Here is an 11552-nt window from a genome sequence, read left to right on the forward strand (position 1 = left end):
ACCGGGGCGGGCTCGCGTAGACTGGAGCGGGTGCCGGACACCCCCCCCATCAGTCCCAGCACGGCAGTCGAACACGAGGAGCGTGTGCACGTGGCGTCATTCCTGGAGAAAGTCCTCAGGACCGGAGACAAGAAGGTCCTGACGAGGCTGCGGTCCTACACGACCGCCATCAACAGCCTCGAGGACGGTTTCCGGGAGCTCAGCGACGCGGAGCTGCGGGCCGAGACGGACGCCTTCCGCGCCCGTGTCGCCGACGGCGAGTCCCTGGACCGGCTCCTGCCCGAGGCCTTCGCGGTGGTCCGTGAGGCCGCGTCCCGCACCCTGGGCCAGCGCCACTACGACGTCCAGCTCATGGGCGGCGCCGCCCTGCACCTCGGGAACATCGCCGAGATGAAGACGGGCGAGGGCAAGACCCTGGTGGCCACGGCACCGGCGTACCTCAACGCCCTGGCCGGCAAGGGCGTGCACGTCGTGACCGTGAACGACTACCTCGCGGAGTACCAGGCCAACCTCATGGGGCGCGTCTACCGGTTCCTGGGCATGGAGACGGGCGTGGTGCTGGCCAACCAGGACCCCGAGACCCGCCGCCGGCAGTACGTCGCCGACATCACGTACGGCACGAACAACGAGTTCGGCTTCGACTACCTGCGTGACAACATGGCGTGGAGCCCCGACGAGCTCGTCCAGCGGGGCCACCACTTCGCGATCGTCGACGAGGTGGACTCCATCCTGATCGACGAGGCGCGCACCCCGCTGATCATCTCCGGGCCCGCCTCCGGGGAGGCCAACCGGTGGTACACCGAGTTCGGCCGCCTCGTGCAGCGGCTCCACGCCGGCACCGACTACGAGGTGGACGAGAAGAAGCGCACCGTGGGCGTGCTCGAGTCCGGGATCGAGAAGGTCGAGGACTGGCTGGGCATCGACAACCTCTACGAGGCCCAGAACACGCCGCTCATCGGCTTCCTCAACAACGCCATCAAGGCCAAGGAGCTCTTCCGCGCCAACAAGGACTACGTGGTGCTCAAGGGCGAGGTGATGATCGTCGACGAGCACACCGGGCGCATCCTCGCCGGCCGCCGCTACAACGAGGGCATGCACCAGGCCATCGAGGCGAAGGAGGGCGTCGAGATCAAGGCCGAGAACCAGACGCTCGCCACCGTCACCCTGCAGAACTACTTCCGCCTCTACGAGAAGCTCTCGGGCATGACGGGAACCGCCGAGACCGAGGCCGCGGAGTTCATGAACACCTACGGGCTGGGCGTCGTGTCCATCGAGACCCACCGCCCCCTCGTGCGCATCGACCGCTCCGACCTCGTCTACAAGAACGAGGTCGCGAAGTTCGCCGCCGTGGTCAAGGACATCGAGGAGCGCCACGCCAAGGGCCAGCCGGTCCTGGTGGGCACCGTGTCGGTCGAGAAGAGCGAGTACCTCTCCAAGCTGCTCGCCCAGCGCGGGGTCCGCCACGAGGTGCTCAACGCGAAGAACCACGCCCGGGAGGCCTCGATCGTCGCGCAGGCCGGCCGCAAGGGCGCGGTGACCGTGGCCACGAACATGGCCGGGCGCGGCACCGACATCATGCTCGGCGGCAACGCCGAGTTCAACGCCGTGGACCGGATGCGCGAGCGGGGCCTGGACCCGCAGCGGGACGCCGAGGAGTACGAGCGGGTGTGGCCGGAGGTGGTGGCCGCGTGCGAGGAGGAGACGAAGGCGGAGCACCAGGAGGTGGTCGCCGTCGGCGGCCTCTACGTCCTGGGCACCGAGCGCCACGAGTCCCGGCGCATCGACAACCAGCTCCGGGGGCGCTCCGGACGCCAGGGCGACCCGGGCGAGTCCCGCTTCTACCTGTCCCTCGCGGACGACCTGATGCGGCTGTTCAACGCCGGCGCCGCCCAGCGGCTCATGGCGGGGGCGCCGGACGACACCGCCCTGGAGCACAAGATCGTCTCCCGCGCCATCGCCTCGGCGCAGAGCCAGGTCGAGGGGCGCAACGCCGAGCAGCGCAAGAACGTCCTCAAGTACGACGACGTCCTCAACCGGCAGCGCGAGGCGGTCTACCGCGACCGCCGCCGGGTCCTCGAGGGCGACGACCTCCAGGAGCAGATCGCGCAGTTCGTCGACGAGGTCGTCTCCTCCACGGTCCAGGACCGCACGGCGGTCGGCCACCCGGAGGACTGGGACCTCGAGGGCCTGTGGGAGGCCCTGCGCACGATCTATCCCGTGACCCTCACCGTCGACGAGGTCGTGGCCGAGGCCGGGGGCCGCACCCGGCTCACCGCGGAGTTCCTGCGCGAGCAGATCCTCTCGGACGCCCGCCTGGTCTACGACCAGCGGGAGGAGGAGGTCGGCGCGGAGGCCATGCGCAACCTGGAGCGGCGGGTGCTGCTCTCGGTCATCGGGCGCAAGTGGCCCGAGCACCTCTACGAGATGGACTACCTCAAGGAGGGCATCGGGCTGCGCGCCATGGCCCAGCGCGACCCCCTCGTGGAGTACCAGCGGGAGGGCTACGCGATGTTCCAGGAGATGATGGGGGCGATCCGCGAGGAGACCGTCTCGACCCTGTACCGGATGGAAATCCGCCGCCAGCGCGTGGGCGCCGGCGGCGGCCCCGTGGACCTGCAGATCCCGCGCCAGCCCAGCTTCCTGCAGTACACCGCGCCCGCGGAGAGCGGGGGGACGCAGACCCGCACGGAGCCGACCGCGCCGGACCGCGGCGCGGCCGAGGCGGACTCCGCCGACGCCTCCCCGAACCGCGCCGGGCGCCGGGCCCGGGCCCGGGCGGGCAGCGCGGAGTCCTCGGAGGGCTGAGCGGACCGGGGCGGGCCGCGGATCAGCCGACCTCGAGCTCGGTGACGCTCCAGCCCCGCCCCAGGCGTTCCACGCGCAGCGCCACGGCCCGGCTGCGCCGCGGCTCGACCACCACGAGGGCCACCTCGTAGACACCGCGGTCCACCCGGCACACCCGGCACCGGCGCACGTGGGGGTTGCGGTGCAGCTCCTGCAGCGCGGACTTGTCCTCGAACTGCTCCTGCAGCAGCCGGAGCAGGTCGGCGCGCTGCTGGAACCGCTGGACGATCTCCGGGGTGGTCCAGCGGCTCAGCTGCGCGGCCGGCCTGCTCCCGCCGAGCACCTCCACGGCCGCCTGGCCGATGGACCGTGCCAGCGCGGTGACCCGCGCCAGCTCGTCGGCCGCGTCGTGGCCCAGGACCCGGGCGGCGCCCCACGTGTACCCGCCGGGGGCCGTGGGCGGGACCGGCCGGGAACGCCGGGCCGGCGGTCCCGCCGCGCGCCGTCCGGGGGCGGGTGCGGCCCGGCGGGCGACCGGGTTGGAACCGGCCGTGGGTGCGGCCCGGCGGGCGACCGGGTCGGAACCGGCGGTGGGTGCGTTCATGACGGGCCTCCTGGTGCGGTGCTGCGGTCTGGACGGCGGTGCAGGGGTGTGGTGGTGCTGCCGGGCCTGCGCTGCCGGGAAGCGGGGTGCGGACGGCTCAGGGGTCCCCGCTGCCGGGCACCAGCAGCCGCTGGCCCGGCAGGAGCCGGTGCGGTCCGTCGACGAGCACGTGCCGGTTCAGCTCGTACCAGCGGGGCCACGCGCGGGCGATCCGGGCGTCGTCGGCCTCCGGCCCCAGCCGGGCCGCCGCCAGGGACCACAGGGTGTCCCCGCGCACGACCGTGACGGCGCCGTCCACCGTGCGCTGCGCGGCCGAGGCCCCCGGCCGGGCAGCGCAGGGAGCCGGAGGAGGGGCGGGGACGGGCCGGTCCCCGGCGCCGGGGGCCGCGGCCCGTGCGGCGTCCTGCGGCGCGCCGTGACCGGCCGGTGGCGCCGGAGCGGGCGCCACGGAGGCCGGTGCCTCCTGCGACGCGGCCGCCGCGTCGCGGTGCGGGGCGTCCCAGAACGGCGAGGGCGCGTCGTCGGCCGTCGCCGCGGGGGCCGTCAGGAGCTGCAGGCCCAGGACCGCGGCCGCCGCGCGGCGCAGCAGGGCCGGCGAGCAGCTCCGGCACACCCCGGCCAGGCGGTCCCACCGGCGGCGGCCGGCCAGCACCGAGAGCACGGCGAGGGCGGCGCCCACGAGCCAGGCGGCCACCACGGCGCACCCGGCCGCGGCCGCGGCGAGCCCGATCAGGGCGCCGGCGTCCGAGACCCAGGGGCGGCGGGTGCCGGCGGCCAGCGCCGTCCCGCAGGCCGCCGTGGCCAGGCCCAGGGCGGGCACCAGGAGCACGGACCACAGGGGCGCCCCTCCGGGGTGGTCGGGTGGTGCGGTGCTGTCCATGTCGTCCCTCGAACCGTGCCGTTTGACCTCATTTGATGATGTTTGAGGTGATTTGATCTCTTCGAGTATTGGTAGCACTCCTCCGGCGACGGTGTAAAGGATCGCGCGGACAACGGTGGAGATGACGCTCCTTGACCGCCGCCCGGCCGGTGCCTAGCGTGAGGCCCTGCGCGACCGGCCGATCCGGAGCGTGGGAGGGGAGGCCCTGCAGTGCGCTGGGAGCAGCTGTTCGCGGACCTGGAGGCCCAGCTCGCCGCCGCCCACCAGCGGGGACTCGAGGAGGAGGCCGCGGAGCAGGCCCGCGCCGAGTACTCCCGGGTGCAGCTGGTGGACCGGCTGCGCCTCCGGCAGGGCGATCCCGTCCGGGCGCTGCTGACGGGGGCCGTGCCGGTCGAGGGCCGGGTGCGGGCGGTGGGGTCCGGATGGGTCGTGCTCGAGGACCGCGGGACCGAGCACCTCGTCCCGCTGGCGGCGGTCCTGTGGTGGGAGTCCCTCGGCCGCGGGTGGGCGGCCGGGGAGGACCCGGTGATGCTGCGGCTCGGCCTGGGGCACGCGCTGCGCGCCCTCGCCCGGGCCAGGGCCCGGGTGCGGATCCGGCTCTCCGGCGGCGGCCCGCTCGGCGAGCTCGAGGGGACGGTGGACCGGGTGGGCGCGGACTTCCTCGACCTGGCCCTGCATCCCGACGACGACTACCGCAGGCGCGGCAGCGTCACCGCCCTGCGAGTGGTGCCGTTCCCGGCGCTGGTCTGCGTGTCCTCGCTCACGCCCGGGTGAGCCGGCCGCCGGGGACGTCCCGGTGCGTCAGTCCGCTCCGCCCGAGCGCACCGCCTCCGCGGTCCGTTCGTACCCCCGGGCGATGTACTCCTCCAGCTTGGCGGTCTCGACACGCCACTGGCCGCGACCGCCCACCTGGATGGCGGGCAGTTCGCCGCTGCGCACGAGCGCCCTCGCCTGCGTCGCCGAGATGTTGAGGATCTCGGCGACGTCCGCCAAGGTCAGGAAGCGCTGCTGCGCCATCCTCCGCCTCCTTGCTCGTGGTTGCTCTCCCGATCCAGTCTGCCACCGAACGGCCGCGGCGGCCTGCCGTCCACATGCGGCGACGCCGCCGTGCGGAGGCGGCGGCGGGCCCGGCCCGACGGCGGCCCTGTCCCCAGTTGTGCACCGGTCCGTTCCCGCGGCACCGCGGCGGCGGGCACAATGTGGGCGACGCGCGCGGCCGCCACGGCCGTGCCGAGCATCGAGAGAGGCGGTCGCCGATGAGCGGCACGGTCAGGGGCGCGGACGCCCCGTCGGCCCGGTTCCGGAGACCGACCTGGCGGGACCCCCGGCTGCTCACCGGACTGCTGCTCGTGCTGCTCTCCGTCGCGGGGGTGACGGCCGTGGTCTCCGCCACGAACCGGACCGAGCCGTACCTGGCGGCCGCCCGGGACATCGAGGTCGGGCAGGAGGTGGGCGGCGAGGACCTCGTGACCCTGGACGTCCGGCTGCAGGACGCGGCCGAGCTGTACGTCCCGGCGGACGCCGCCCCCGGACCGGGCACGGTCGCCACGCAGCGGATCCCGGCGGGCCAGCTGCTGCCGGACCACGCCCTGGGCACCGCGGACCGGCTGGACCGCAAGCCGGTCGCCGTGCCGGTGGACCACCCCCTGCCCGAGGACGCCGGTGCCGGGTCCCGGGTCGACGTCTGGGTCGCGGCCCTGAGGCCCTCGGGCCGCGGCCACGAGTCCCCGCGCCTGCTGCTGCCCGCCGCGGAGATCGCCGGCGTGCAGGCGGAGGAGACCGCCCTCGGCGCGGGGCGCGGCACGGTGGTGCACGTGCTGGTGGAGGAGGAGCCGATGAGGGCGCTCGTGGACGCCCTCGGCAACGACGCCCGCGTGACGCTCGTGTGGAACCCCGCGGGCGGCCGGTGATGGTGCTCCCGGTCATGGTCCTCGGGGTCTCCACCTGGCCCCTCGTGGACGGGATCGAACGGCTGCACGGTCCGGTCACCGTGGTGCGCCGCTGCCTCGACCTCACCGAGCTGCTGGCGGCCGCGCGCGCCGGACTCGGCCGGGCGGCCCTCGTCGCGGAGGGCGCGGAGGAGCTCACCGCCAGCCTGCTGGAGCAGATCCGGCTCGGCGGGGCGGTGCTGCTGGTGCTGGAGGGCCACGACCACCGACGCCTCGCCGGGCTGGGCGCCGTGGTCGTCCCCGAGCACGCGGACCCCGGGGACGCCGCGCGCCTCGTCGAGGAGGCGGTCGCCACGGCGGCGGGCGCGCCCAGCGCCGTGGGCTACGCGGGGGTCGAGGACGGCGGGACGGGCACGGCGCCCCCGGACGAGGCGGAGCCCGCCGGAGCGGACCCGGACGGCACCCGCGGCACGGGGCGGGTCGTCGCGGTGTGGGGTCCCACGGGGGCGCCGGGCCGGACCACGGTGGCCGTCAACCTGGCCGCCGAGCTCGCCCTCCTCGGCCAGGACACGGTCCTCGTGGACGCGGACACCTACGGGCCGTCGGTGGCCGCGGCGCTCGGGATGCTGGACGAGGCGGCGGGCCTCGCCCAGGCGTGCCGCCTCGCCGACCAGGGGCGGCTCGACGGCGCGGCCCTGCGCCGGACGGCCGCCGACGTGGCCGTCGCCGGGCGCACCGTCCGGGTGCTCACGGGACTGACGCGGCAGGACCGCTGGCCGGAGCTGCGCGCGAGCGCCGTCGCGACGGTGCTCGAGTGCTCGGTGCACGAGTTCGGGACCACCGTGGTGGACTGCGGCTTCGCACTCGAGGCCGACGAGGAGCTCGCCGTGGACACCATGGCGCCCCGCCGGCACGCCGCGGCCCTCGCCGTCCTGGAGCGGGCGGACGTGGTCGTGGCCGTGGGCGCCGCGGACACCATCGGCGTCCCGCGGCTGGTCAAGGGGCTGCCGGACGTCGCCGCGGCCGCCCCCGGTGCCCGGCTCGTCGTCGCCGTCAACAAGCTGCGCCGCTCGGCGGCCGGGCGGTCCCCGGAACTGGGGATCCGCGAGGCGTGGGCCCGCTTCGGCTCGGGGCCGGCGGTGGAGCTGTTCGTGCCGTGGGACCCGGAGACGTGCGACGAGGCGCTGCTGGCCGGAGCCGTCCTGGCGGAGACCGCCCCGGGCTCGGCCGTGCGGGCCGCGGTCCGCGCCCTGGCCGGCCGGGCGCTCGCCGACGACGCGCCACCGGACGGGCACGAGGACGGGGTCGTGCGCGGTACTAGGCTGGGCGGCAGGATCGGGGCCTGGCTGCGGCGCTGATCGCGGGGGCGCCGCCCGGGCCCTCCCCACCTGCGACCACGGGAGGCGACGTGGCGTTCACGGAAGCGCTCAAGGACACCAAGGACTTCGGCCCCGGGGACTACGAGTGGCTCCACCTGCTCGTGGGGGACTGGCAGCTGATCTCCGACCTCTCCTTCTGCGACCTGGTGCTCAGCTTCCCGGACGACTACATCCCGGCCGCCGGCAGCGGCAACGGCCGCGGCATGCCGGCGCCCGGCACCCCCTTCCGGGTGCTCGCCCACGTGCGGCCCGCGACCGGTCCCACGGTCTTCCACGAGGACATGGTGGGGGAGCAGCTGCCCGACGCGCTGAGCGGGCCCCTGCGCGCCGCGTGGGTGGGCCGGAGGATCGAACGGGTGCGTCTGCCCGAGGGCGGGGCCGGAGCCGAGCCCGTGAAGGTCGTGCCGCTCGTGCGCAAGGGACGGACGCTCGCGCTGCTGAGCCTGCACACCGGGCGGGCGGGCGGGCAGGTGGCCTCCCGGCAGGAGGTCGTCTACCGGGAGACCGCCGACGTGCTGCTGCGGATGGCCAACGAGGGGCTGTGGCCGGACTTCTCCGCCCCGACCGGGTCGCGGCGCGGCGCCCCCCGGGTCGGGGACGGGGCGATCCGGCTCGACCCCGAGGACCGGGTGACCTACGTCTCGCCCAACGCGGAGTCGGCGCTGCGCCGGCTGGGGATCGACGGCGAGCTGCTGGGGGAGCGGCTCATGGACCTCGTGCCGCCCGTGCTGGCGCCGGGTGCGGACGCGGACGAGACCCTCGCCCCCGTGCTCAGCGGGCGGACGGCGTGGCGCACCGAGGTGGAGGGCGCGCGCGTGAGCGTGAACTTCCGCTCCGTCCCGCTGCGGGACCGCTCCGGGCGGCTCGGCGCGGTGCTGCTGTGCCGGGACGTCACCGAGCTGCGCCGCCGGGACCTCGAGCTCGTCTCGAAGGACGCGACCGTCCGGGAGATCCACCACCGCGTCAAGAACAACCTGCAGACGGTCTCCGCGCTGCTGCGCCTCCAGGCCCGGAGGATGACCACGGACGAGGCGCGGCACGGCCTGGAGCAGGCGATGCGCCGCGTCGCGACCATCGCGATGGTGCACGAGACGCTGTCCCAGGGGTTCACGCAGAACGTGGACTTCGACGAGCTCATCGCCCGGCAGTTCCGGCTCGCGGCCGAGGTGGCCGCACCCGAGCAGACCGTGCACACCCGGATGATCGGCGAGTTCGGCGAGCTGCCGACCCGCCTGGCCACCCCGCTGGCGCTCGTGATCAACGAGCTCGTCACGAACGCGGTCGAGCACGGTCTCGCGGGCCGGACCGGCACGGTGACGCTGGAGGCGTCCCGCGTGCAGGACGAGGACGGGCCGGGCCAGCTGCTCGAGGTCGTGGTGAGCGACGACGGCGCCGGGATGGGGGACGCGGTCATCGAGGAGTCCGGGACCGGCGCCCTGCGCCGCGCCGGCGGCGGGGAGGGGCTGGGCATGCAGATCGTGCGGACCCTCGTGGCGGGCGAGCTCGGCGGCCGGATCCGCTGGGTCCCGCGGCAGGGCGGGGGCACCGAGGTGACCGTGTGCGCCCGCCTCGACGACTAGGCCGGGACCGGCCCGGGAAGCGGCGAGGACCGGGACCCCGTGGGGGTCCCGGTCCTCGGTGCGGGCGGAGTGCTCAGGATGCGCGGCGGGCGCGGGCGGCGCGGCGCTTGAGCGCGCGGCGCTCGTCCTCGCTCATCCCGCCCCAGACGCCCGCGTCCTGGCCGGACTCGAGGGCCCACTGCAGGCAGGTGTCCATCACCGGGCAGCTGCGGCACACGGCCTTGGCCTCCTCGATCTGGAGGAGAGCAGGTCCGGTGTTGCCCACGGGGAAGAACAGCTCGGGATCCTTCTCCAGGCATGCTGCGCGGCTACGCCAATCCATGGTCAGCGATCGCTCCTTTCAAGGGCGGGTCCGGGCGGCGCAGGGCAGAGGGATCCTGCGGCAGCGGCGTCCGGGACAAGAGAAAAGGCCCATTCGCACGGGCCTTGTGAAGAACTGACGTCCACTTTCCCACGCCGGAGGGGTGCGGACAAGGGTTTTGGGGGCCGCGTCACGCCCCGCGCAGTGAGGTGTTGCTCACAGCCGGCCCGGACCCGGTGCCCCGGCCGCGCGGCCCGGGCCCGGTGCGCCGGCCCGCCCCGGACCCCGCGCACCGGGGTGGCGGACTAGGGTGGCGGGGAGCGGCCCGGCCGCGCCTGCCCGCCGCCGGAAGGAGGAACCCATGACCGCTCCCGACCCGGACGCCCGTCCCCGCGCGGTCTCGATCCTGACCGGTGTGGTGCTGCTCGAGGCCCTGGCACTGGCAGGCGCCGCCCTGCGCCTGGTCCGCACGCTGCTGTTCGAGGCGCCCCTGACCGTGGGCGGGACGGTGTTCCTCACGGCGGTGTTCCTCGGAGGCGCCCTGTGGCTGTGGCGCGTCGGCCGGGCCCTCTGGCGCGGCTACCGGTGGCCGCGCGCGGCCGCGCTCGTGGTCCAGCTCTTCCTCCTGGTGCTCGCGCTCCCGCTGCTGCAGTCGGGGCAGTGGACGGCCGGGCTCGTGCCGGCGGTGCCCGCCGTCGTCGTCCTGGTGCTGCTCTTCCGGCCCGGCGTGCTCGCGTGGACCAGCCGCACCGTCCGGTAGCGGGCCGTCCGACGGCGCCCTGCCCGGTGGCGCGCCCGGCCCGGACCGCGGGCCCGGACCAGTACAGTTGAACCGCCCGCGCCCGCCGAGGCCGTGCCCGGCCCCGTCCCGTCCCGTCCCGTCGAGCAGCTCCGAACAGGTGGTCCCGTGACTCCCCGACGCATCGTCATCGTCAGCCGCATCTTCGCGCCCGAGCCCGCCGCCGCGTCCTTCCGGCTGCGAGCCCTGGCCAGGGGTCTGACGGAGGCCGGGGCGCAGGTCACGGTCCTGACCACCCGTCCGCCCGCCGGGGCCGTGATCGAGCCGGAGCCCTACCCGGTGCGCCGGTGGCCCGTGCTGCGCGACCGGTACGACTACGTGCGCGGCCTCGTCCAGTACCTCAGCTTCGACGTGCCCGTGCTGTTCCGGCTGCTGGCCACCCGCGCCGACCTCGTGGTCTGCGAGCCGCCGCCCACCACGGGGATGGCCGTGCTCGTGTCCTCGCTCCTGCGGGGCCGCCCCTACGTCTGGTACGCCCCGGACATCTGGACCACCGCCGCCGAGAAGATGGACGTCACCGCGCCGGTGAAGCGTGCCATGCGCCTCATGGAGACCCTCGCGGCCCGGCGGGCCGCGGGGGTGCTCACCGTGTCCGAGGCCATGGGCCGCGAGCTGCAGGCCGTCACCGGGGTGGAGTGGGAGAAGGTGCTGGTGGCGGAGAACGGCATCGACACCGACGTCTTCCGCCCCGACGGGCCCGTGGCGCAACCCGGCGACCCCTACTTCGTCTACGCCGGGTCGATGTCCGAGTGGCAGGGGGCGGACGTCTTCGTCCGCGCCATGCCGAGGGTGCTGGAGGCCCACCCGGACGCCCGGCTGCGCTTCTTCGGGCGCGGCTCCGACATCGACCGGGTGCAGGAGATCGCCGAGCGGCTCGCGCCCGGACGCGTGCACTTCGAGGGCCTGCGCCCCGCGGCGGAGACCGCGGAGTGGACCCGGGGTGCCGTGGCCGCCCTGGGCGCGGTGCTCCCGGGCATCGGCTACGACTTCACCAAGCCCACGAAGATCTACGCCGCCGCGGCGTGCGGGACGCCGGTCGTCTATGCGGGCACCGGGGTCGCCGCGCAGCTGGTGGAGGACAACGGGCTGGGGTCGGTCGTCGACCACGACGCCGGCGCGGTGGCCGAGGCCATGATCGCCGCCCTCGACCGCCGGCTGGACCCGGCGCGGGCCGAGGAGAACGACCGGGAGCGCCGCCGCCGCGCCGCGTGGGCGGCCGAGAACGCGTCCCTGGCGGCCTCCGGCCGCATCGCCGCCGAGTGGCTGCTCCAGGGCTTCCCGGACTGATCAGGTACTTTGGTACGCAGCGCACGCCCGGCGCCCGTACCGCCCCCCA

At 75.3% G+C, this 11552-nt stretch carries 11 protein-coding genes; 7 read left to right on the forward strand and 4 right to left on the reverse strand.

Annotation, left to right across the window (positions count from 1 at the left end; genetic code table 11):
• The first annotated feature begins 90 nt into the window (after window positions 1-90).
• Entirely contained in the window at window positions 91-2805 is a 2715-nt protein-coding gene (gene secA, locus QYM41_RS03075; RefSeq protein ID WP_368798265.1) for a preprotein translocase subunit SecA, read from the forward strand.
• A 22-nt stretch (window positions 2806-2827) separates the two neighbouring features.
• On the opposite strand, the gene QYM41_RS03080 is transcribed toward secA, so the two are convergent.
• Together QYM41_RS03080 and QYM41_RS03085 are read right to left on the reverse strand one after the other, a co-directional pair.
• Window positions 2828-3388 carry an Rv3235 family protein gene (locus QYM41_RS03080; protein ID WP_368798266.1) on the reverse strand — a complete coding sequence of 187 codons (561 nt, stop codon included), beginning with the start codon at window positions 3386-3388 and terminating at the stop codon, window positions 2828-2830.
• Between the two features lie 97 nt (window positions 3389-3485).
• Window positions 3486-4268, reverse strand: coding sequence for a LysM peptidoglycan-binding domain-containing protein (locus QYM41_RS03085; protein WP_368798267.1), 783 nt, complete (start codon window positions 4266-4268; stop codon window positions 3486-3488).
• Between the two features lie 210 nt (window positions 4269-4478).
• Between QYM41_RS03085 and QYM41_RS03090 the strand changes: the two genes are divergently transcribed.
• Window positions 4479-5042, forward strand: a complete 564-nt coding sequence (locus tag QYM41_RS03090) for a hypothetical protein (RefSeq protein WP_368798268.1) — start codon at window positions 4479-4481, stop codon at window positions 5040-5042.
• Window positions 5043-5069: 27 nt separating this feature from the next.
• Here QYM41_RS03090 and QYM41_RS03095 read toward each other — a convergent pair whose 3' ends face one another.
• A complete protein-coding gene (locus tag QYM41_RS03095; protein WP_368798269.1) occupies window positions 5070-5285 on the reverse strand; it encodes a helix-turn-helix domain-containing protein in 216 nt (71 codons plus the stop codon).
• A 239-nt stretch (window positions 5286-5524) separates the two neighbouring features.
• Here QYM41_RS03095 and QYM41_RS03100 point away from each other — a divergent pair, with 239 nt between their 5' ends.
• The 3 genes from QYM41_RS03100 to QYM41_RS03110 are packed head-to-tail and all read left to right on the forward strand — an operon-like array spanning window position 5525 to window position 9116.
• Window positions 5525-6178, forward strand: a complete 654-nt coding sequence (locus tag QYM41_RS03100; protein WP_368798270.1) for an SAF domain-containing protein — start codon at window positions 5525-5527, stop codon at window positions 6176-6178.
• Window positions 6178-7515 (forward strand): CpaE/TadZ family protein, encoded by a 1338-nt coding sequence (locus tag QYM41_RS03105; RefSeq protein ID WP_368798441.1) that lies wholly within the window; start codon window positions 6178-6180, stop codon window positions 7513-7515. The genes QYM41_RS03100 and QYM41_RS03105 overlap by 1 nt, the downstream gene beginning before the upstream one ends.
• A gap of 50 nt (window positions 7516-7565) precedes the next feature.
• On the forward strand, window positions 7566-9116 hold the full coding sequence (locus QYM41_RS03110; RefSeq protein ID WP_368798271.1) for a sensor histidine kinase: 1551 nt from the start codon (window positions 7566-7568) through the stop codon (window positions 9114-9116).
• Between the two features lie 73 nt (window positions 9117-9189).
• Here the strand turns inward: QYM41_RS03110 and QYM41_RS03115 are convergent, their stop codons facing one another.
• Window positions 9190-9438: a WhiB family transcriptional regulator gene (locus tag QYM41_RS03115; RefSeq protein WP_017833636.1), complete on the reverse strand. Its 249-nt coding sequence runs from the start codon at window positions 9436-9438 to the stop codon at window positions 9190-9192.
• A gap of 340 nt (window positions 9439-9778) precedes the next feature.
• Here QYM41_RS03115 and QYM41_RS03120 point away from each other — a divergent pair, with 340 nt between their 5' ends.
• Complete coding sequence (locus tag QYM41_RS03120) at window positions 9779-10177, forward strand: hypothetical protein (protein WP_368798272.1); 399 nt, start codon at window positions 9779-9781, stop codon at window positions 10175-10177.
• Between the two features lie 147 nt (window positions 10178-10324).
• Window positions 10325-11503, forward strand: a complete 1179-nt coding sequence (locus tag QYM41_RS03125; protein ID WP_368798273.1) for a glycosyltransferase family 4 protein — start codon at window positions 10325-10327, stop codon at window positions 11501-11503.
• Window positions 11504-11552 lie beyond the last annotated feature (49 nt).

This window comes from Kocuria oxytropis (genome assembly GCF_040981195.1).
GTDB classification, from domain to species: domain Bacteria; phylum Actinomycetota; class Actinomycetes; order Actinomycetales; family Micrococcaceae; genus Kocuria; species Kocuria oxytropis.